This window comes from Streptomyces sp. NPDC001222 (assembly GCF_042896945.1).
Taxonomy (GTDB): Bacteria; Actinomycetota; Actinomycetes; order Streptomycetales; family Streptomycetaceae; genus Streptomyces; species Streptomyces gibsoniae.
In genome coordinates this window covers 126614-147713 of the sequence record NZ_JBIAXT010000008.1, presented here as the reverse complement: position 1 = coordinate 147713, position 21100 = coordinate 126614, and the positions used below count along the sequence as shown (strand labels likewise).

Below are 21100 nucleotides of genomic sequence, written 5' to 3'. Positions count from 1 at the left end.
GCGGCGTGCCCGGCCCCGCAGGGCGCCGTCACTCCTCCCTGCCGGGCTGATGGTTCGGCCGCCGGTGCAGCGGCTGCTCCGGGGCCGGGCGCGGCTTGACCGGCGGGATGTCGCGGGTCTGCGGCTTGTCCGCGTCCACGGTGAGCGGTTCACCGTGGTGGTGGATCACCAGCGGACCACCGCTCAGCAGGGTGTACGTGGCCGTGGTGCGGCCGATCTCCACCCGCAGTCGGCAGCCCCGCACTTCGAGCGTGAAGGCGAGCCGGCCGAACTGCTCCGGCAGCCGCGGCGCGAACGCGAACCTCTCCCCGTGATGGCGCAGTCCGCCGAAGCCCGCGACGAGCGCCATCCAGGTACCCGCCAGGGACGCGATGTGCAGGCCGTCGCGGGTGTTGTGCTCCAGGTCCTGCAGGTCCATCAGCGCGGCCTCGTGCAGATAGTCGTAGGCGAGCCGCAGATGGCCCGTCTCGGCCGCGATGACCGCCTGGCAGCAGGCGGACAGGGACGAGTCGCGCACGGTGAGGGGTTCGTAGTAGGCGAAGTTGCGCGCCTTGTGCTCCGCGTCGAAGGCGAGACTGCACGTGTACATCGCCAGGACCAGGTCCGCCTGCTTGACCACCTGCTTGCGGTACAGGTCGAAGTAGGGGAAGTGCAGCAGCAGCGGGTACTGGTCGGGGCGCGTCGAGGCGAAGTCCCAGCGCTGGTAGCGGGTGAATCCGGTGTGCTGCTCGTGCACGCCCAGTTCGTCGTCGTAGGGGATGTGCATCGCCTCGGCGGCCTCCCGCCAGGCGGCGCTCTCCTCCTCGTCGACGTCCAGCTCCGCGGCCCGGCGTGGATGGCGTTCGACGGCGTCCGCCGCGGCGAACAGGTTCGCGCGGGCCATCAGGTTGGTGTACGTGTTGTCGTCGGCGACCGCGCTGTACTCGTCGGGGCCGGTCACCCCGTCGATGTGGAACGTGCCGTGGTGGTCGTGATGACCGAGCGAGCGCCACAACCGGGCCGTCTCCACCAGGAGTTCCACCCCGGTGTCCCGGTCGAAGCGCTCGTCGCCGGTGGCGGAAGTGTAGCGGACGACCGCGTCGGCGATGTCGGCGTTCACATGGAACGCGGCGGTGCCCGCGGGCCAGTACGCCGACCCCTCCGAGCCCTCGATGGTCCGCCAGGGGAACGCCGCGCCCCGCAGGCCCAGTTGGACGGCCCGCTCCCGGGCGGCGGGCAGGGTGTTCTGCCGCCAGCGCAGCGCCTCGGCGACCGCGTCCGGCGAGGTGTAGGTGAGCAGGGGCAGCACGAACATCTCGGTGTCCCAGAAGGCGTGACCGTCGTAGCCGGATCCCGTCAGTCCCTTGGCGGGGATCGCCCGCTGCTCGGCCCGGGCTCCGGCCTGCAGCACATGGAACAGGGCGAAGCGTACGGCCTGCTGGATCTGTTCGTCGCCGTCGATCTCGACGTCGGAGCGCGCCCAGAACTCGTCGAGGTAGCCGCGCTGTTCGGCGAGGAGGGCGGACCATCCCCCGCTCGTGGCGGCGGCCAGCGCCGCGTCCACCTGGTCGCTGATCGCGGGCAGCGAGCGGGTGCCCGACCAGCCGTAGGAGACGAACTTCTCCACGCGCAGCCGTTCGCCCGGGTCCAGCACGGTGGCGATGGTGAGGCGGGCGAGGTCCTCGTTCGCCTCGCTGTCGGTGGTGGTCGGGTCGGGGCCGCTGACGAGGTGGTCGGCGGCGGCGCCGACCCGCAGGCCGCTCCTGCGGGTGCGGTGCACCAGCCGCAGCCGGCCGCTCTTCGCGAAGTGGTCCTCCGCCTCCAGCGGCGACTCGAGGACCATGGCGGCCCGTGGGTCGCCGTCGTGGCCCGGCAGTTGCTCGTTGGCGACCAGTTCCGACTGCACCACGATCCGGGCCCGGGCGTCGACGGCCTCGACCTCGTAGGCGACGGCGCCGATCGCACGCTGGGTGAAGGAGACGAGCCGCGTGGAGCGCACCCGGACCGTCGTACCGGCGGGTGAGGTCCATTCGCAGGTCCGGGTGAGGGTGCCGGCCCGCAGATCGAGGACGCGCTCATGGGAGTGCAGCCGGCCGTAGCGCAGGTCGAAGGGCTCGTCGTCCACCAGCAGACGGATGATCTTGCCGTTGGTGACGTCGATGACGGTCTGCCCGGACTCCGGGTAGCCGTAACCCGCCTCCGCGTACGGCAGCGGATGCCGCTCGTGGACGCCGTTGAGATAGGAGCCCGGCAGTCCGTGCGGCTCCCCCTCGTCGAGGTTGCCACGCCAGCCGACATGCCCGTTGGACAGCGCGAACACCGACTCGCTCTGCGGCAGGACGTCCGGATGGAATCCCCGCTCGCGCAGTACCCAGGGTTCGGTGGCGTACGAGGCGTGCGTGATCACGACCGCTCCCCCAGTTCCGCGAGATCCCGTACGACGACATCGGCGCCGTGCGCCCGCAGCGCGTCCGCCTGGCCGACGCGGTCCACGCCCACGACGTACCCGAAGTGCCCCGAGCGCCCGGCGTCCATGCCCGCCAGCGCGTCCTCGAAGACGGCGGCGGCCTTCGCCTCCACGCCGAGGTCCTGGGCGGCGGCGAGGAAGGTGTCCGGGTGCGGTTTGCCCGGCAGCTGCCGCTCGGCGGCCACGATCCCGTCGATGCGCACGTCGAAGAGGCCCTCGGCGCCGATGGACCGCAGGACGTCACGGCAGTTGGCGCTGGAGGAGACGACGGCCGTGCGCAGCCCGGCTGCGCGTACGGCCTCGATGTAGCGGATCGTGCCCTCGTACGCCTCGACACCGCGAGTGCGGATCAGTTCCAGCAGCAGTTCGTTCTTGCGGTTGCCGAGGCCGTGGACCGTGTCCCGGTCCGGCGGGTCGTCGGGGGCGCCCTCGGGCAGCCGGATGTCGCGGGAGGCGAGGAAGGTGCGGACACCGTCGGCGCGGGGCCGCCCGTCGACGTACTCGTCGTAGTCGGAGACCTCGTCGAAGGGACGGTAGGACTCCCCGTCCCGTCGGCGCAGAAAGTCGTCGAACGTCTGTTTCCATGCGGCCGCGTGGACGACGGCGGTCTTGGTGATGACCCCGTCGAGGTCGAAGAGGCAGGCTTGGATGCCGTCCGGAAGACCGAGCTCTGTCATAGGAGTCACCTTCCCCCATGAACGCCGCTCAGGGGGTGGTGAACCCCACATTCCGCCGGGCGTCCACCGCGGTCGGCGCAGGGACGCCCGGCCCGTTCGCCCCTCTCGCGTTCCCGTGCGCCCGAGTGGTCCAATGTCCTGATCCGGCCCGCCGCACCAGCGGGCTCCCCTCGACCCGGCAGCGAGCGCGGACACCTATGACCTTCGACGACCTTCTGAAGCGGGCCGCGTCCCTCGGGCGCCCCGGCCGCCGCGCGATCCTCGGCATCACCGGCAGCCCGGGCGCGGGCAAGACGACGCTCGCCGAACGACTGGTCCGGGAGCTGAACGGCGACGGGCCCGCATGGGTGGCGCACGTCCCGATGGACGGCTTCCACCTCGCGGACGTCGAGCTGGACCGCCTGGGCCGCCGTGGCCGCAAGGGCGCACCGGACACGTTCGACGCGGCCGGGTACGCGGCGCTGCTGCGGCGCCTGCGCGAGGAGCACGAGGAGGCGACCGGCGAGATCGTGTACGCGCCGGGGTTCGAGCGGACGCTGGAACAGCCGCTCGCGGGAGTGATTCCGGTGCCGCCGTCGGCACGTCTCGTCGTCACGGAGGGCAACTACCTGCTGCTGGAGACGGGTTCCTGGGCGCGGGTCCGGCCGCTGGTGGACGAGGTGTGGTTCTGCGAGATCGCCGAGACCGAACGCGTCCGGCGGCTGGTGGCCCGCCATGAGGAGTTCGGCAAGGACCATGAGACCGCGGTGGCGTGGGTGGCCGGCACGGACCAGCGCAACGCGGACCTGGTGGCGACGACCCGCCACCGCGCGGACCTGGTGGTGCCCGAGACCGCGCTGCCCACGGCGAGCGGTTCCGCGGCCCGGCCGTAGGCTGCAGCCGTGGGTCTGGGCATCACCGTCATGGCCGTCGACTGGACGCGTCTGGAGGCGGTTCCGGCCGGGGAGCGACTGGACCGGCTGTACGGGGAGTCGGACGCGGCGGTCGTGGACGCCGGCTGGTTCTGGCCGACGTCCCGGGGCGAGCCGTGGTGGGGTGTCCACGAGTTCCGCGACACCCTCGGTTCGTACAAGCCCCACTTCTGGGCCGGGGAGGTCTGGGACGACGTACGCGAGCACGCCGTGCCCGAGCTGCGCGACGCGCTGGACGGCTTCCTCGTCGGGCTGGGGATCCGGTGGGACCCCGAGGAGGAGGACGCCCCGCACGACTCGGAGTCCTGGCGGTCGGAGCTGCTGCTGTGCCGCACTCCGGCCGAGGCGTCGGCACTGGCCCGGCTCTGGGCGCGGGCGGAGCCGCTGGTGGACGAGGTGCGGGAGCCCTTCGACGCCCATGCGGCGCGCGGTCCGGAGAAGTGGATGTCGGACCATGCCGAGTTCGCGTCGCTGCTGCGCGGATGGGGCGAGGTGGTCGTCGAGGCGGACCGGCGCGGGTGGGGGGTCGTCGGCCTGCGCTGCTGACCTCACCCCCGACCGGCCCGGTCCCCCGGGTTCATCCGTGCAGGGTGAGCAGCGGCTCGCCGTGCGCGTCGCCCGCCGGGTCGCCGATCGTGGCCGTGAAAGCCTCCGTGCGTACGGTCAGTCCCTGCTCGGAGTGGTCGAAGGCCGGGGCGAACGGGCCGCCGGGGCCGTAGCGCACGGCGAAGAGGTGCAGTTCCTCCGGGGCGCCCGGGGCCGGTCCGGCCTCCAGCGCCGTTGACGCGACAAGATGGCGCCAGCCCTCGTCCGGGTCGCCGTACACGCGCGGGTCGGCCGCCAGGGCGAACGCCGCCTCCTCCTGGGTGAGGTGTGAGCGCGCGTCGAAGGTGTCGGCGCCCTCGGGGTGCGTCAGACGCAGGGTGCCCGCCGACGCCGTCTCGCCCTCCGCGGTCCTGCGCACCCGGTCGCCGTCGTCCGCGGCGTACGGCATCCCGGCCAGCAGATACGGCGTCCCGCCGCTGCGTTCCACGGCGACCGTGACCCACAGGCGGGTGCCGTCGGTGACGTACAGGGACCGCACATGACGCAGGACGTGGTCGCGGTCCACGACGGGCTGGGTGACGAGTCTGGCCGCCAGCCCGTCCGTACGGACGTCCCGTACCCGGACCGCGCCCATCGGCCGGCACAGCAGAAAGCCGTCGACGACCGGGCCGAAGCCGTGCCGGCGGTCGACCGCGGCCGGCAGATAGTAGGTGCCCGCCGCCTCGACCAGGGCCGGGGTCATCCGGCCGTCGAAGGCCACCGAGACGGCGCCGGCCCGGAGTTGGTGGCGGGCGACCGCCGCCGACGGCGCCCGGTGCCAGCGGGTGGGGTCCTGGATCTGCCAGACCAGCATGAAGGCGAAGTGCCCGTCGACGCCCCCGTCGGGCTGGGTCGCGTGCCGCCCCCAGCGTGTGTCGCCCCGATAGCGGCCCAGGTCGGCGCGGATACGCCGGCTGAAGTAGCGCAGCCCCAGCACGGCCTCGAAACCGCAGTGCTGTTCGCTGTAGCGCGGACCGCCGATGTCGAAGCCGCCGTTGGTGAGGCGGGCGTCGATGTAGCGGGCGAGTGCGTCGCCGTCCTCGGCGAAGACGTCCTCACCGCTCACCCGGTGCGCCTGGGCGAGGAAGGAGAGCGAGATCGGGCCGTAGTTGTTGTCGTAGGCGCCCTTGTGCTCGGGCGGCAGCAGCGCGCCCCGGTCCGGCACCCGGCGGGCGTGGATCTCGTCGGCGTACAGACGCAGCGCCCGCTCGCGGACCCGCTCGCCCTCGGGGGCCGGCAGATGGCGCGCCATCATCAGCCCGCCGACCACACAGCCGATGGCCTGGTTGCCCGCCTCCTGCGGATTGAAGAAGGTCGCCTCGGTGAGCCGGCGCCAGTAGCCGTGCGCCACCCTCGTGAGCGCGGCCAGCTGTTCGACGTCGAGGAGCCCGTCGGCCGCGTCCAGGACGTTGACCGCCTGGAGCAGCGCCCACACCGTGCTCGGCCAGTCACCGATGGGGTGCGCCCCCGGCGCCAGGACGTAACGGGCGTACGGGAGACCCGAGTTGCGCACGGTGAGATTGGGATAGCCCGGGTTGTCCTCGGTGAACACCCGCTCGCGCAGATGGAAGGCGAGGCTGCGGCGGACCGCCTCGGCCTGCCTCGGGTCCCCGGTCCGCTGCCAGGCGAGCGCCAGCAGCGAGGTGATGCCCAGCGAGGTGTCGCCGATGTCCAGAAGAGCGGCGGGGTGTTCGAGACTGCCCTCGGGGGTCATGCGCGCGAGAGCCTGTTCCCCGACCACGGCGAGGACGGCGTCGTAGGCCTCCGGAGTGTCCGCCAGATCGTGCAACGGACCACGCTGGTAAGGGAGATGCACGTCGGTCAGCCCTTCCTTGCCGGAGGTCGCCGGTCCCTCCGGCAGCTTCTCCGGGAGGACGGGAGGGCAGATGAGCGCCGGAAGGAGCGCGAGCGTCGACGGGGCGAACTTCGCGCCGTACGACGCCGGTCCGGTCCGGTCCGGTCCGGTCCGCGAGGAGGGTGACGGCGCGACCGTTCCTGTGAGCCGGGCCGACCGCCTTCACCCCGAGGACATGTCCCGGTCGCCGGGCCCTCGTCGAGGGGACACGGCACGGCCGTACATCTTCACGTAGGCATCACATGACCCGACGGGCGATCCCCTGACTCATGGGTCATCGAACCCGCCGCGTGTCACCGCCGTTCGCACACCCCCCTTGGCCCCACGGCCGAAGAACTCCAGAGAGGCACCCCCATGCCGTCATCCGCCGGGCACCGCACCACCGGCCGACTCGCCATGAACAGACGAGGGTTCTTCAGGACCTCCCTCGGCGCCTCGGCCGGCGTACTGGCCGCGCCCGCCTTCGTCACCTGGCTGGCCGCCGCCGACGCGAAGGCGGCCACCGCGCCCGCCGCGTTCGTCGACGACTACCGGACCAACGTCCCGGCGAACCTGACGCCCGAGACCAACGCCGTGGTCCGTGTGCTCGGCGGTATGACCCAGGTGTGGAAGACGGGCGGTGCCTGGAACACCGGCGTCCCGCTCCGGCCCGACGTGCTGCGCGCCAATATGCGCTACTGCTCACGCATCACCTCCGCCCGCTCCGACGCGCAGGCGAAGGAGGCGTTCATCTACGACCGGCAGCACCAGAGTTACGCGCTGATCGCCGGCCTGGGCCCGCTCGCCGGCTACTACCGGGAGGGCGCCAAGGCGGTCACGTCGATCACCCAGGCACCCGACGGCACGCCCGCGACGACCGTCAACGACGCGGTGCCGGCCGACGCCCCGGCCGGGTCGGCGCTCGGCGCGGGCGCGCACGACTCCGCGCTCGGCAAGGTGGCCGAGCTGGTCGACACCGTCCGCGGCCCGTACGCCTCGGGCAACCCGGCCAAGTACGCCTACCGGTACCCGCGTCCGTGGCGGATGAACGAGCACAGCGAGGTCGTCGACACCGGTCGGACCGATGCGCTCGGCTACCCGGTCTACGAGTCCGACGTGGTCGTCGCCCCGCAGTTGCTGCGGCAGCGTGGCACCTCCCCGGTCGACGACGGCGGTTTCCCGAGCGGCCACACCAACGCCTTCCACCTGGCCGCCCTCGCCTACGCCTATGCCGTGCCCGAGCGCTTCCAGGAGCTGGTGACCCGTGCCCTGGAGCTCAGCCACACCCGGATCATGGCGGGCATGCACTCCCCCGTCGACGTGATCGGCGGGCGCATCATGGCCACCGCACTGGCCGCCGCCACCCTCGCCGACCCGGCCAACGCGGAGCTCAAGGCCGCAGCGCGCGCCCAGGCCCTCGCCTACTTCGAGGCGCGGACCGGGACGACGGCCGACACGCTCTACGCGTTCGCGCACTCGGCGGGCACCGCCACCGACCCGTACGCCGACCGGACCGCCAACGCCCGTGCCGTCCAGCCCCGGTTGACGTATGTGCTGACCCGGCACGGTCGCGGCACGGCCCTGACCGTACCCAAGGGGGCGGAGGTCCTGCTGGAGACGCGGCTGCCCTACCTGGACGCGGCGCAGCGGCGCGAGGTGCTGCGGACGACCGCCCTGCCCTCCGGCTATGTGCTGCTGGACGGGTTCGAGCAGTGGGGGCGCCTCGACCTGTTCGCGGCGGCGGACGGCTACGGCTCCTTCGACTCGGACGTGTGCGTCACGCTCGACGCACGCTCCGGCGGCTTCGGCGCGCACGACAGCTGGCGCAACGACATCGACGGCTTCGGCTCCCTGACCAAGCGGGGCAGCGGGACCCTGACCCTGACCGGTGCCAACCACTACACGGGCGGGACCGTGGTCGAGGACGGCACCCTGGTCGCCGCCTCGCCGGGCGCCCTCGGACACGGCGATGCGCGGGTGGCGGGCGGGACGCTGCGGACGAGCGGCGCCGTCCGGGTCCGCGGTTCCTACACGCAGGCGGCCGCGGCCACCGTGGACGTGACGCTGCGGGCGGGTCGTACGGCGCCGCTGACGGTGGAGCGGCGTGTGGTGCTCGACCGCGGCAGCGTGCTGTCGCTCCGGCTGGACGAGGAGCGGCCGCCGGCACCGGGAGCCATGATCCCGGTGATCGCGACCCGGTCGCTGCGGGGCCAGTTCGGACGCGTGACGGTCGCGTCGGACCGCTACCGGGCCGTGCCGGTGTACACGGCCCAGGGGCTGGCCGTACGGCTGCTCAAGCGGTAGGCGGCCGCCACACGGTGACGGGCGTGTCGCGCGAGGGGAGCGCACGACACGCCCGTACCGCGTATGCGGGAACGGCAGGCGTACGGCTCAAGGGTGAGCGGCCGCCGTACGCCTGCCGTGCCCGCCGCCGCACCCGCTAGAGCGGGGTGCGGGACTCGAGGTCGCGGCGGGTGTCGTTGCCGTAGACGCCCGTCTCGTCGCCGCGAATGCCGTACCAGAGCTGGAAGCGGGCGACCGCCGCAGCGAGCGTGGCGTCGTAGCGGCCGTCGGTGGAGCCGTTCTTGTAGACGTCGGGGATGCGCAGCAGGCGCTTCTGCAGATCGGTCACCTCGGGCCCGCTGTCGCCCTCGCGCAGGGTGCCGGCGCCGTCGGGGTCGGTGCCCTGCCGCTGGACGGGCGCGGAGGCCGAGGCGGAAGCGCCGGTGACGGGCGGCCGGGCGGGCGGGGCGGCTGCCCGGCCCGAGGCACCGTCGTTCCCCGCGCCGGGCAGCAGAAGCGCGGCGCCGAAGCCGATCAGGGCGGCCGCGGTCACCCCGACCGTGATGGCCGCGCGGCGCAGGGTGAGCCCGTCGTCCACGGGTCCCTCACGCCGGGGCCGGGTCTGCCGGCGGGGGGCGGCCGGCACCGGGGGCAGTTCCTCCGTCGCGTCCTCGGTGGATTTCGGCTCGACATGGACGACGATCGGTTCGTATGCGGGCTCCGGTGGACGGGCGTCGCCCTCGCGGAGCTGTCTGACCAACTCGGCCAGCGCCTCCGTGCGGCGACGACGCATCACATACGTGGGTTCCAGTACCGGGCGCCGCACCGGCTGGACCTGCTCGGGCGGTGTCGACACACTGCTCTCCTTCCGTCCCCGCGGCCGTGGGCCCATCCCCGGGGAGTGATACGTGCAGGCATGCCGACCGGTTCACCGGGAAGCCACAGTTTCGAACAGCGACCGTCGGTCCGCGGTGGCGCGCCCCCTCGCGCTCTATACCCCCTAGGGGTATAGTGCCCGCATTCCGGATCGCCAAGGAGAGGGCGCCGCATGTGGGACGCCATCAGGCACGCGCTGTCCATCACCGGTTCGATGACCTGGGAGATCACCTGGGCGCTGATCCTCGGCTTCACCCTGTCCGCCGTGGTGCAGGCGGTGGTGCGCCGTTCGACGGTCGTACGGCTGCTGGGTGACGACCGGCCCCGTACCCTGACCCTCGCCGCGGGGCTCGGCGCGGCCTCGTCCTCGTGCTCGTACGCGGCGGTCGCCCTGGCGCGCTCCCTGTTCCGCAAGGGCGCCGACTTCACGGCGGCGATGGCCTTCGAGATCGCCTCCACCAATCTCGTGGTCGAACTCGGCGTCATCCTGGCCCTGTTGATGGGCTGGCAGTTCACGGTCGCGGAGTTCGTCGGCGGACCGGTGATGATCGTCGTCCTCGCCGTGCTCTTCCGCGTCCTGCTGCGCGAACGGCTGTTGCGGCAGGCCCATGAGCAGGCCGAGCGGGGGCTGGCGGGGTCGATGGAGGGGCACGCGGCGATGGACATGTCGGTGGGCGGCGAGGGCGGCTTCCTGCGCCGGCTGCTCTCCCGCCAGGGCCTCACCTCCGTGTCGCACATCTTCGTCATGGAGTGGGCGGCGATCCTGCGGGACCTGGTGGTCGGACTGCTGATCGCCGGCGCGATCGCCGCCTGGGTGCCCGACGACTTCTGGCGCGCCTTCTTCCTGACGGGCCATCCGCTCACGGCCCGGCTGATCGGACCGCTCATCGGGCCGCTCGTGGCGATCGTGAGCTTCGTGTGCTCGATCGGCAACGTCCCGCTCGCGGTGGTGCTGTGGAAGGGCGGCATCAGTTTCGGCGGGGTGATCGCCTTCATCTACGCCGACCTGCTGATCCTGCCCATCCTGAACATCTACCGGAAGTACTACGGGGCCCGCACGGCCGGATTCCTCCTCGTCACCTTCTACGCGGCGATGGTGGTCGCCGGGTACGTGGTCGAGTTCCTCTTCGGCGGCCTCGGCCTGGTCCCCGACCGGTCCCGTGCCAGGATCCCCGAGGAGGGCGTCAGCTGGAACTACACGACCTGGCTCAACATCGCGTTTCTGCTGCTCGCCGCCGCCCTGCTGGTGCGCTTCCTGCGCACCGGCGGGCCCGCGATGCTGAAGATGATGGGCGGCGCCCCCGACCACGCGGAACACACGGAGCACACCGGGGCACACGAAGGCCACCACTGACCGCCTTCACCGAAGACGGGCGTTGCCGGGATCACTTCCCCGCCGAGGCGGCGAGATCCGATGATGGCCCGATGAGACGACAGGCGAACGCCGAAGAGGACTGGGCCTCACAAGCGGACCCCCTGCTGGCCCTGGCGCAGAAGGACCTGGGGTTCTACGGCCGCCGGCGGGACCGGGCCCGGCTGCAGCACTACGTCACGGAGATCGGCGCCCTGCTCGCCACCTCCTCCACGGTCGTGGCGGCGGCCCTGCACGCACCGGCCTGGCTCACCGCACTGATCGCCGGCAGCGCCGTCTTCTTCACCGGGATGCGCCAGTTGTTCAACCCCGCGCCCCGCTGGGTGCTCGCGTCACAGTCACGCGAGACTCTGCGCCGGTCCGTCGACCGCTATCTCCTGCTCCCCCCGTCCGAACGCGACAGGACGGCGCGGGCGTCCCTGCACGCGGCGATCGAGGAGGTCGGCACGAACGAACTCCGCGAGTGGTCAGAGGCCCAACACCAGCGCACGGCACCACCGTTGCCGACTCAGCAGACCTGACGAATGGCGGCTCGGGATCCCGAGCCGCCGGGACGCCTTGTCCTCGGCGAACACGGCCTCCGCCGGGGACGTCCCGGAGCCCCGCACCTGCGTCATGACGCCCCACCACCTCACCACCGAACGAACATTCGACCATGGAGGCGGTCATGGACCCGCCCGTCCGCCGACGCCGCACCCAAGGGCGGCCACCAGGGGGCGACCTCAGCCACGACGGTTAGCCTCGGATGCGCCCGAGACAGCCCAACGACCCTTCCAGCAGACTGTTCCGAGTACTCGTGCACGCCGCAGCACCACTCAGTCATTGAACGGAAGAGGGAGCCGTGAAAGGTCCGCGTACACCGCGGTCGGTGTACAGCGTCGAGGTGCAACGAGGCGGTCCAGAGGGGTGGCACTCCGACCGCGCGCAAGCGGTGCTGAGATCGCGCACCCTTTGCACGACGAGGAGTGGGGCGTGCGTCGCTTCTTCGTGCGGGATCCCGACGGGCGGGTGGTCACCGCGCTGAGCCACCGGTGGTGTGCGGGGTCACCCGGATGCCGACCGTGCCCTGCTCGCCCCGGCGCAGCCTGCTGCCGAGGAGGGTGAGCCGGCCGAGGATGCCGTACTTGCGGGCGATGAGTCCCCGGTACCGGGCGGTGGCGGCCGGGTCGCAGATCTCGGCGGTGGCAGGGACCTGGTCGCCGGTCGGAGTGCCGCGCACGTCGCAGGGGCCGATCAGGACGTCGGAGCGGGCCCGGATCCGCTTCACCTTCCAGGAGTCCGCGACCGTCCAGACACCCAGCGCGTCGCCGTCCCGCACCACCCACACCGGCGTGGCGACCGGGGTGCCGTTCTTGCGGTAACTGGTGATCAGCAGGTACTTGCCCGTGGCGAGCAGGTCCAGCGAGGTTGCGTCCATGGTCGCAGTCTAGGCGCGGCACGCACGGGGCGCCGGTACGGACTTACGCCCGTATCCGGCGCCCGGGAGTGCGGCAGGCCGCGTCAGGACAACTGGCCGTTGTAGTCGGGCAGCTTGAAGGTGCGCTCGGCGTGGCCGCCGACCAGGTCGGAAGTGTTGTTGCCGACGTTCGCGATGATCGTGTAGCCCTGGGACTCGATCTCCGCGCGCTTGCCGGTCTTGTAGGCGCTGACCTCGTCGAAGAGGTCCGGCAGATCCCGCACGTACAGACCGTCGACGGGGTAACCCACGGTCTTCAGGTTCCACTTGGTCTCGGCCGCGATGATGCCGGGGCGCGCGGTGATGAAGAAGACGGAAACACCGCGGGACTTCGCATACTTGGCCAGCTGCAGGGAGGGCTGGAGGGCAGGGGTGGGCAGCTGGTACCACGGGTGGAAGTCGGTCTCCAGCGTGGTGTTGTCGATGTCGAAGACGATCGCGAGCTTCTGCCCGGCCGCGTTCGCGGTGCGCTGGGCGACGTACGGCGTCGCCTGGTCGATGACCGCCTTCACGTCCGCCTGCCAGGTGGCATAGTCGACCCCCGAGGCCTGCGTTGCGGCCACGCTCGCGACGGTCACGTCCGGCGCCGCGACCGCGGTCTGCGCCGCGGTGACCGTGCCGCCGACACCCAGCGCCACGACCACCGAGACCGCGCCGATCCGGCGCCCCACACCACGTCCTGTCATGCCCGTGCCTTCCTTGTGTCCTTGCACGTCAATGCGGCGAGGGTTCCCCGACCATCGCCGCTTTGGACATGTTCACGTCCAATAGTGGACGGAAGACGACCGAAGCGTTACCGGTCGGTAGACAGTTACTCGCGAGTAGGAATCGGCATGTCCGTGAACGGACACGGTTGGCCGGGGCCCGGGTGCGGGATGATCCTCCTGGGCACGAGGCAGGGGGCGAGACAGTGACCTGGGATCGTGGGAGCGATGTCCGGACGGAGGCGGCCGTGCCGCCGCGCGAGGTGGCCTGCGACGAGTCGGGCTCGGACGGCGAGAACCTCACCAGCGGGAACACCGATGTCTTCGCGCACGCCAGTGTGCATATGCCGCTTTCTTCGGCTGCCGGTCACGTCCAGGAGATCCGTGACCGGATCCGGTCCCCCGCGGAGGAGTACAAGGCGAACCATCTGCTCCGGGAGAAGCACCGGTCGACGCTGGAGTGGCTGCTCGGTGCGTCCGGGCCGCTGTACGGGCACGCCCATGTGCTGCTCGTGGAGAAGGCGTTCTTCGTCGTCGAACGGGTGGTGGACCTGCTGCTCGGTGATCCGGCGGGGGCTCTGAGCCTCTTCCGGGCGGGTGGCGAGCGGTTCGGGGACGAGCGGTGGCGGCACTTCCTCGGGGCGTCCAACGAGTTGGTGCGCGCGCGGAGCAACGGCGAGCCCGGCGCCCCCGTCGAGGAGTTCTTCCGCGCCCTCGGCGCGCTGCGCCGGACGCATCCTCACGACGAGTCGGGCGAGATCCTCGCGCTGCTGGCACGCTCCCGTGAACGCGCGCTGGCCCACCGGGACCGTCTCGCCCGGGGCCCGGCGGTCGTGCCCGCGCTCAACCCCCTGGTGCCGGCGATCGTAAGGACCGCGGCGTACTGGTGCGGCGACGGACGTCCCGTCTCGCTCGTGCACGACGAGCAGAACGTGCTCACCGCCCAGCGCATCGCCTGGATCACGGAGGCGACCCGGATCGTGGGGTTCCGGCTGGTCGACTCGCGTGACGACGCACGGGTACAACTCGCCGACTTCCTCGCCGGAATCGCGCGGAAGATCGCCTCGGACGAGCTGAACGGGCGGGGCGACCCGGCGCTCACCGCGCTGCTGAGACCGTACGTGGGTGGGGACTCCCTCTGGGGTGACGAGCGCAGCGGCGCGCTGCTGCGAAGCTCCTCGACCGCGTCAACGACATGATCTTGGGCATGTCTTGGTGAACGTGGCGACGTGGGCGCCCGTATAGGAGGCAGGGTGCTCGACGAACGGAGCGCCCCGCGGTGGTGACGCCGTGCCGTTCGGGTTTCGGAGCCATGGATGAGGCATGCACGACGACGGATCGTCCGGCGGGGGGCGCGCGTAGCGGCCCTCGGCGGGCTGCTCCTGGGAGGTCTGATGGTCACCCAGGCCCTGGCGAGCGAACCGTCCGGTGCGCAGGCTCCCGGCGGCACGGCCGCGAAGAGTGTCTCCCGGACGGGCACCACACTCGTGTCACGGCTCGGCACCTCGCGCACGGCGGGCAGTTGGATCGCCGACGACGGCACCCCCGTCGTCGCCGTCACCGACCGCGCCGCGGCCGCCGAGGTGAAGGCGTCCGGTGCGCGGCCCAAGATGGTGAGCCACAGCATGGACCAGCTCAAGTCGGCCACGCACATGCTCAGTTCCGCCCCGAAGGTGACGGGCACGGCCTGGGCCGTGGACTACCGCACCAACCAGGTGACGGTGGAGGCCGACAGCAGCGTCTCCGCCTCCGACTGGTCGCGGATGAAGCGACTCGCGGGCGGCATCGGGGACTTCGTGCACATGCAGCGCACTCAGGGGAAGTTCACCACCCGGGTGAACGGCGCCCAGCCCGTCTTCTCCACCGGCGGCCGCTGTTCGGCGGGCTACAACGTGACGAACGGGCAGACCGAGTTCATCCTCACGGCCGGCCACTGCGGACCCGGCGGCACACTCTGGTTCTCGGACAACACGGGTCAGACGCAGCTGGGCCGGACGGTGACGTCGGAGTTCCCCGGCGACGGCGACTTCTCGCTCATCCGGTACGAGAACGGCCAGCAGACCCCCGGCGACAACGTCGTGGCGATCGGCGGCGGGCGCGGGGTGCGCATCACGGCGGCCGGGGATCCGATCGTCGGGGAGAAGGTCTTCCGCAGCGGCAGCACCAGCGGTCTGCACGACGGCGAGGTCACCGCGCTGGGCGCGACGGTGAACTACCCGGAGGGCACGGTCACCGGCCTCATCCAGACCACGGTCTGCGCGGAACCGGGCGACAGCGGTGGCCCGTTGTTCTCCGAGGGCATCGCGCTCGGGGTGACCTCGGGCGGCAGCGGGGACTGCCAGGCGGGCGGTACGACGTTCTTCCAGCCGCTGACGAACGCGATGGCGACGCTCGGGGTCCAGCTGACCGGGCAGTCGGGCGCGTCTCCCGCGCCCACCGCGTCCACCTCGGCCCCTCAGGGCGCGGCCATCGCGCCCGGGTCGGCGGCACCCGGGTCCGTGGCCCCCGGCGCGGTCCAGCAGATGGGGGCCACCGACAGCGCCGACGGTCTCCTCGCCCGGCTGACCGACCCGCGGAACGTCGGGCCCGGCCTGCTGGTCATCGCCGGCAGTCTGGTCGCCCTGGTGGCCACGCGCTACATCCGTACGGAACAGGAGCGCAACGCCTATCGCCGGGCGTACTCCGGCACCTGGGGCTGACGGCACCGGGGCCGGCCGGTCGGTCGGGTCGGGGAAAACGGGGAAAGCGAGCGGCGGTGGAGATGGCGGGAAGGTCGCCGTCGGAGGGCCTGCCGTCGAGGGCAAGCCGGGCGGTCACGCCGCTTTTGTGGACTGAGGGGAGGAGGCCACCGCCCATTCCAGGACGAGCGTCTGATACACCTGCCGCTCCTCCGTCGTCAGCGTCCCGCCGCTCCGAGCCCACAGGGCCCGGATCTCCTCGTTGACCTCGTCGGCGGAGCGTTCCGCTGCGGGTTCGGGAGTGGTGGACATGGCGTGAAGCATACGAGGCCTGACGTGAAGGCGCTGTGAGCAATCGGACGTCTTCCGCCATTCCGGACCGTGAAGCTGATCACTTCCCGAGCCCCTGCACAAGCTTCCCCGTCAGCCCTCGGCGGTGCCGAGCACCAGCACCTGGATCGCCAGTACCGCCGCCCCACGGGCCCAGTCGTGGAAGTCGGAGACCTTGGTCTCCAGGGCGACCGGGGCGGCCAGCGGATGGCGGTGGGCGCGGATGGTCTCCCAGGCCGTCGTGCCGGCGACGTCCATCAGACCGACCCCCTCCCCCGCCAGCAGGATCTTCTGGGGCATGGCGAAGTTGGCGATCCGGGCGACGAGCGCCCCGAGGGCACGCGCCGCCTCGTCGACGACACGGGAGCACATGGGCTCGCCCGCGACGGCCAGGCCGAGGATCTCCTCGTAGCTCAGATCGCGGCCGGTGGCTGCCCTGATCTGATAGCGGATGCTGGGGATGGTCAGCAGCGAGACCGCGCTCCCGCGTTCCCCGGTGGGGGTGAGCGGGCCGTGGGGGTCAATGATCCAGTGGCTCCCGAACCCGCGGTCCTCCTCCGCGTACGGCACCCGTCTGCCGCCGAGGACCAGGCCGTAGCCGATGCCCGCGCCGATGGTGAGGACGGCGAAACGGTCGAGCCCACGACCGGCCCCGAACCAGGTCTCGGCCTCGACGAGGGCCGCGACGTCGTTCTCGACGACCACGGGCAGCCCGGTGCGCCGCTCCACCAGGCGGGCGAGCGGGACGTCACGCCACAGCAGGAAGGGTGACTCCCCGACCACCGCCCGGTCCCGGACCCGGCCGCCCACACCGATCCCGATGCCCGCGAGCCCGGGACCACCGGCGGCGAGCTCAGTGGTCATCTCGGCCAGGAGGTCCGCGACATCCTCGGGATCGTGGCTGGTGAGCGGCCGGTCGAGGCGGGCCGTGACATCGCTTCTGAGCGTGGTGACGACGCCGTAGACCCTCTCCTGGGTGACCTTGAAGCCGAGGAAGGCGCGGGACTCGGCGACGATGTCGAGGGGCCGGGAGGGGCGCCCCTGGCGCGTCTGCGTCGCACCGCCCCCGTCGGGGACCTCCACCAGCAGCCCGGACTCGATCAGCGGCTTGGTGAGCCGGGTGAGGCTGCCGGCCGACAGGTTCAGCCGGTGGGCGAGTTCTGTGCGCGAGAGAGGGCCGTGGACGAGCACCTCGATCGCCACGGAGCGCTCACCCGCAGTCAGCGGCAGCCAGCTCTCGGCATGTGCAGTCATGGCTCGGGACTCCCAGGCTTCCTTCGTTAATTTCACCATGGAACCAATGGCCCGGACTCTACGGCATTGGTGGCTGGCTGTGGGCCACTGTCAGGGGCCTTGACGGCGGGATTGTTTCATAGCAAAAGTAAGTGCGGCAGAAGCAAGTCCCGGACTGATGCAGCCCGCCACTGCAGCACACCCCAGGGAAGGGCACCCGTTTCATGACGTTCTCGCTCGGCATCGTCGGCGCCGGACAGTTCTCCGGCCAGTTCGCCACCCTCTTCCACGCCCACCCCGGCGTCGGCGACGTCTACGTCACCGACCTGCTGCCCGAACGGGCCGAGCGGCTCGTCGCCGCCCAGGGGCTGGCCGGCACCTTTCCGTCGTACGAGGCCATGCTGGAGTCGAAGGCCATCGACGCGGTCGCGATCTTCACCCAGCGCTGGACGCACGGTCCCCTGGTGCTCCAGGGCCTGAACGCCGGCAAGCACGTGTACTCCGCCGTCCCCATGGCGATCACCGAGGAGGAGATCGCGGCCGTCATCGACGCGGTGAAGGCGACCGGGCTGACGTACATGATGGGTGAGACCAGTCAGTACAACCCGGCGACGGTGCACGCGCGCAACCGCATCGCCGAGGGTGCCTTCGGACGGCTCTTCTACGCCGAGGGCGACTACGTCCACGACATGGACCTGGGCTTCTACGACGCCTACCGGTACAGCGGCGGGGAGACATGGAAGGCCACCGCCAGCTATCCCCCGCTGCTCTACCCGACCCACTCGGTGGGCGGTGTGCTCGGCGCCTGGGGCACCCATGCGGTGAGCGTGTCCGCGATCGGCGTGCGGGACGAGCGCGAGGACGGAGTCTTCGACAAGCGGATCAGCCAGTTCGACAACGACTTCTCCAACGCGACGGCACTGTTCGAGGTGGCGGGCGGCGGCTCCTTCCGGACGAACGAGTTCCGCCGGGTCGGCTATCCCTCGCACATCCGGGAGTCGCGTTTCCGGTTCTTCGGCACCGAGGCGAGCATGGAGCAGCTCGCCACAGTGGCCCTGTGGCAGGACAAGAACGGGGTCGAGGACATATCGGAACTGCTCGAGCCCAAGCCGACCATGGCGCCTGACGACCCGTCGCTCCGGCACATCGCGCCGGAGCTACGGGCCGCCTTCACCTCCGGTTCCGCCCCCGTGCACGACCGGTCCCGGCTGCCCCGGGTGTTCGACCGGTTGCACAACGGCCATGAGGGAAGTCACCACTTCCTGGTCGACGACTTCGTGACCGCGGTCAACACCCGTGCCCTGCCGTCCGTGAACGCCTGGGTGGCGGCCCGCTACACCCTGCCCGGGATCGTGGCGCACGCGTCGGCGCTCCGGGGCGGTGTCCGGCTGGAGATACCCGACTTCGGCGACGCGCCCGAGGCGTGACGGCTCCCGCCGCGGGCCGGGTGCCTCAGGTGCCCGGCTTGCGGCCGTACACGAACACGTCGTCGCCGTTCTTCAGCAGTGCCCAGTACTTCTTGGCGTCGTTCGAGGTCATGTTGACGCAGCCGTGCGATCCCGGCGGGTTCCACATGCTCAGGCCCACCGAGTGGAAGGCCTGCCCGCCGTCGAAGAACTGGCTGTAGGGCATCGGCACGTGGTACACGCTCGACACATGGTCGATGTCGCGCCAGTAGATCTTCTTCAGACCGGTGCGGGTCTCGTAGCCGTCGCGGCCCGTGCGGACCGGGACCGGGCCGTAGACGAGACGGCTGCCGTCCTGGATCCAGCTGAGCTGGAGCGTGAGGTTGACGCAGGCGATGCGGCCCTTGTCGACGGGGCACTTCCCGTCCCTGCCGGGCTTGTTGCCGACCGCCTTCTGCTTGTTCATGAGGTCCATCACGCCCCAGGTGACGGGACCCGCGTAGCCGATGGCGGGAGTGATCCCGTGCTTGTTCTGGAAGGCCCGGATCGCCGTGCAGTCGGCGGACGACTGCCTGCCGTCGACCGGCCGCCCGAGGAACTTCTCGACCTGCTTCTGATACGGCCCGGTCTGGGTGGTGCAGCTCGCCGCCTGCGCGGGCGCCGTGCCGAGCGCGAGCGCGAGCGGCGCCATCAGTCCGGTGACGCCCAGCGCCACGGCTCCTCGTCTGCCTATGTCCCTCATGACCGGCCTCCCCTTTTCGCGTGTTCTGCGGCCTCCGTCAACTAGACCGGCGCGCGGGGGTGCCGGTTGCAGGGATGGCCGCTCTGTGACGAAACGGTGAACCTGCCCGGTCACCCCCGCGGCGGTCCTTGCCGCACGCCGACCGTCCATGGTAGGCGATCGCCGCAGCTCAGCCGCCTGACGGGTCACAGATCGGTGGCGGGTACCCGTATCACGATGCGGGCGCCGGGGGCGTTGTCCTCGATGTCGACGCGGCCGTGGTGGGCGGCGACGATGTCGTGCACGATCGCGAGGCCCAGCCCGCTGCCTCCGGTACCCCGGGCGCGGGCCCCGTCCAGGCGCGTGAAGCGGTCGAAGACGCGGCCGCGGTCGGCCACCGGGATGCCCGGTCCGTCGTCCGCGACGACCAGGCGGGCGATGCCGTCATGGACGCGCAGGCTGACGTCGATCCGGTCGACGGCGTACCGGATGGAGTTGTCCAGCAGATTGCGCACCACGCGCGCGAGGGCGTCCTCGTCGCCGTAGACCCGGGCCGCGCTGACGGCGTGCCGGTCGATGAGCAGATGGGTGTGCAGCCGGGCGTGGCAGACCTCCCGGAAGACGATCTCGTCCAGGTCGACGGGGCGTTTGCGCAGCTGGGGCTGGGCGTCGAGGCGGGCCAGCCGCAGCAGGTCGTCGACGAGCCGGGACAGCCGCTCGCTCTCCTCGATCAGGGCCGGGCCTCGGGTCTCCCAGGCCGCCGAGCCGGGGTGCCGCACCGCCACCTCCAGCTGTGTGTGGAGGCTGCTGAGGGGGCTGCGCAGCTCGTGCGCGGCGTCCGCGACGAACTGCCGCTGGTGCCGGGTGGCCACGTCGAGCCGGGCCAGCAGGTCGTTGAGGGTGCGGGCCAGCCGGCCGAGGGCGTCGTCGGCCGGCGGCACGTCCAGGCGGCGGCCGAGGTCGACGGCGGTGATCTCGGCGGTCTGGCCGCGCAGGGCGTCCACGGGCCGCAGCGCCCGGCCGGTGAGCAGCCACACGACGCCGGTGAGCAGGGCGACGGCCGGCGGTACGCCGATGGCCAGCCCGGCGGTCAGGGCGGCCAGGTTGCGGTCCACAGGGGCCGTCGGGACGGCGACGTACACGGTCAGCGGATCGCGGTCGGTCCCGGCGGGCACGCCCACCGCGCGCCAGGTCTCGGCCCCGGTCAGCGGCAGGTGGTGCACGGCGTGGATGTGGTTCGGGGCCTCGGAGGCGGCGGGGGCGAAGTGGAACAGCGGGGGGTCGCCAGCCAGGTTCGCCGAGCTGGACCGTACGCCGCCCGAGGCGTCGACGACCTGGATGGCGGTGTCGCCGTTGCCCGACAGCGGGAGAGTACGGGGCAGGCCGCCGTCCTCCTGGTTCGCGGCGATGACCTGGGCCTGCTGGAAAGCGGCCTGGTCGAGTCCGCTGATCAGGCTGGCGCGCAGCCAGACGACCAGCAGGGACGCCGCGCCGACGAGGCCCGCCGCGATCATCAGGGCCGCCGCGGCGGTCAGCTTCAGGCGCAGGGAACGGCGGGCCCACCACTCCGGGACGGGGACGCGCACGG

18 protein-coding genes and 1 pseudogene are annotated in these 21100 nt (G+C 71.7%); 9 read left to right on the top strand and 10 right to left on the bottom strand.

What is annotated here, in order from left to right; genetic code table 11:
* Window positions 1–28 precede the first annotated feature (28 nt).
* A complete protein-coding gene (locus ACFY2Z_RS14280; protein WP_390744463.1) occupies window positions 29–2386 on the bottom strand; it encodes a glycoside hydrolase family 65 protein in 2358 nt (785 codons plus the stop codon).
* Window positions 2383–3123, bottom strand: coding sequence for a beta-phosphoglucomutase family hydrolase (locus ACFY2Z_RS14275; RefSeq protein ID WP_311694619.1), 741 nt, complete (start codon window positions 3121–3123; stop codon window positions 2383–2385). The genes ACFY2Z_RS14280 and ACFY2Z_RS14275 overlap by 4 nt, the downstream gene beginning before the upstream one ends.
* A 17-nt stretch (window positions 3124–3140) precedes the next feature.
* On the opposite strand from ACFY2Z_RS14275, the gene ACFY2Z_RS14270 reads away from it, so the two are divergent.
* Window positions 3141–3995: a nucleoside/nucleotide kinase family protein gene (locus ACFY2Z_RS14270; protein WP_390744462.1), complete on the top strand. Its 855-nt coding sequence runs from the start codon at window positions 3141–3143 to the stop codon at window positions 3993–3995.
* Window positions 3996–4004: 9 nt separating this feature from the next.
* Complete coding sequence (locus ACFY2Z_RS14265) at window positions 4005–4580, top strand: hypothetical protein (RefSeq protein WP_390744461.1); 576 nt, start codon at window positions 4005–4007, stop codon at window positions 4578–4580.
* Window positions 4581–4611: 31 nt separating this feature from the next.
* Here ACFY2Z_RS14265 and ACFY2Z_RS14260 read toward each other — a convergent pair whose 3' ends face one another.
* Window positions 4612–6435, bottom strand: a complete 1824-nt coding sequence (locus ACFY2Z_RS14260) for a hypothetical protein (RefSeq protein ID WP_390744460.1) — start codon at window positions 6433–6435, stop codon at window positions 4612–4614.
* A 393-nt stretch (window positions 6436–6828) separates the two neighbouring features.
* Between ACFY2Z_RS14260 and ACFY2Z_RS14255 the strand changes: the two genes are divergently transcribed.
* The gene (locus ACFY2Z_RS14255) at window positions 6829–8757 is read left to right on the top strand and encodes a phosphatase PAP2 family protein (RefSeq protein WP_390744459.1); all 1929 of its coding nucleotides are present in this window, start codon (window positions 6829–6831) and stop codon (window positions 8755–8757) included.
* Between the two features lie 136 nt (window positions 8758–8893).
* Here ACFY2Z_RS14255 and ACFY2Z_RS14250 read toward each other — a convergent pair whose 3' ends face one another.
* Entirely contained in the window at window positions 8894–9592 is a 699-nt protein-coding gene (locus ACFY2Z_RS14250) for a peptidoglycan-binding protein (RefSeq protein ID WP_390744458.1), read from the bottom strand.
* Between the two features lie 192 nt (window positions 9593–9784).
* Here ACFY2Z_RS14250 and ACFY2Z_RS14245 point away from each other — a divergent pair, with 192 nt between their 5' ends.
* The 3 genes and pseudogenes from ACFY2Z_RS14245 to ACFY2Z_RS14235 form a co-directional block, all read left to right on the top strand.
* On the top strand, window positions 9785–10966 hold the full coding sequence (locus tag ACFY2Z_RS14245) for a permease (RefSeq protein ID WP_390744457.1): 1182 nt from the start codon (window positions 9785–9787) through the stop codon (window positions 10964–10966).
* Window positions 10967–11037: 71 nt separating this feature from the next.
* The gene (locus ACFY2Z_RS14240; RefSeq protein WP_390744456.1) at window positions 11038–11505 is read left to right on the top strand and encodes an SLATT domain-containing protein; all 468 of its coding nucleotides are present in this window, start codon (window positions 11038–11040) and stop codon (window positions 11503–11505) included.
* A gap of 400 nt (window positions 11506–11905) precedes the next feature.
* A pseudogene (locus ACFY2Z_RS14235) lies at window positions 11906–12016 on the top strand (glyoxalase); the annotation flags it as partial.
* Here the strand turns inward: ACFY2Z_RS14235 and ACFY2Z_RS14230 are convergent.
* Both ACFY2Z_RS14230 and ACFY2Z_RS14225 read right to left on the bottom strand, forming a co-directional pair.
* Complete coding sequence (locus tag ACFY2Z_RS14230) at window positions 11997–12401, bottom strand: PPOX class F420-dependent oxidoreductase (RefSeq protein WP_390744455.1); 405 nt, start codon at window positions 12399–12401, stop codon at window positions 11997–11999. The pseudogene ACFY2Z_RS14235 and the gene ACFY2Z_RS14230 sit on opposite strands and share 20 nt — an antisense overlap.
* A gap of 83 nt (window positions 12402–12484) precedes the next feature.
* Window positions 12485–13126: an HAD family acid phosphatase gene (locus ACFY2Z_RS14225; protein ID WP_390744454.1), complete on the bottom strand. Its 642-nt coding sequence runs from the start codon at window positions 13124–13126 to the stop codon at window positions 12485–12487.
* A 224-nt stretch (window positions 13127–13350) separates the two neighbouring features.
* On the opposite strand from ACFY2Z_RS14225, the gene ACFY2Z_RS14220 reads away from it, so the two are divergent.
* Window positions 13351–14343 (top strand): DUF3800 domain-containing protein, encoded by a 993-nt coding sequence (locus ACFY2Z_RS14220; protein WP_390744453.1) that lies wholly within the window; start codon window positions 13351–13353, stop codon window positions 14341–14343.
* Window positions 14344–14460: 117 nt separating this feature from the next.
* Window positions 14461–15843: a S1 family peptidase gene (locus ACFY2Z_RS14215; RefSeq protein WP_390744452.1), complete on the top strand. Its 1383-nt coding sequence runs from the start codon at window positions 14461–14463 to the stop codon at window positions 15841–15843.
* 114 nt (window positions 15844–15957) lie between these two features.
* Here the strand turns inward: ACFY2Z_RS14215 and ACFY2Z_RS14210 are convergent, their stop codons facing one another.
* Both ACFY2Z_RS14210 and ACFY2Z_RS14205 read right to left on the bottom strand, forming a co-directional pair.
* The gene (locus tag ACFY2Z_RS14210; protein ID WP_390744451.1) at window positions 15958–16146 is read right to left on the bottom strand and encodes a hypothetical protein; all 189 of its coding nucleotides are present in this window, start codon (window positions 16144–16146) and stop codon (window positions 15958–15960) included.
* 99 nt (window positions 16147–16245) lie between these two features.
* Entirely contained in the window at window positions 16246–17406 is a 1161-nt protein-coding gene (locus ACFY2Z_RS14205; protein ID WP_390744450.1) for an ROK family protein, read from the bottom strand.
* 203 nt (window positions 17407–17609) lie between these two features.
* Between ACFY2Z_RS14205 and ACFY2Z_RS14200 the strand changes: the two genes are divergently transcribed.
* On the top strand, window positions 17610–18812 hold the full coding sequence (locus ACFY2Z_RS14200) for a Gfo/Idh/MocA family protein (protein WP_390744449.1): 1203 nt from the start codon (window positions 17610–17612) through the stop codon (window positions 18810–18812).
* Between the two features lie 25 nt (window positions 18813–18837).
* On the opposite strand, the gene ACFY2Z_RS14195 is transcribed toward ACFY2Z_RS14200, so the two are convergent.
* Window positions 18838–19533, bottom strand: a complete 696-nt coding sequence (locus ACFY2Z_RS14195; protein WP_390744448.1) for a L,D-transpeptidase family protein — start codon at window positions 19531–19533, stop codon at window positions 18838–18840.
* Between the two features lie 185 nt (window positions 19534–19718).
* Window positions 19719–21098: a sensor histidine kinase gene (locus tag ACFY2Z_RS14190; protein WP_390744447.1), complete on the bottom strand. Its 1380-nt coding sequence runs from the start codon at window positions 21096–21098 to the stop codon at window positions 19719–19721.
* Window positions 21099–21100: the final 2 nt, after the last annotated feature.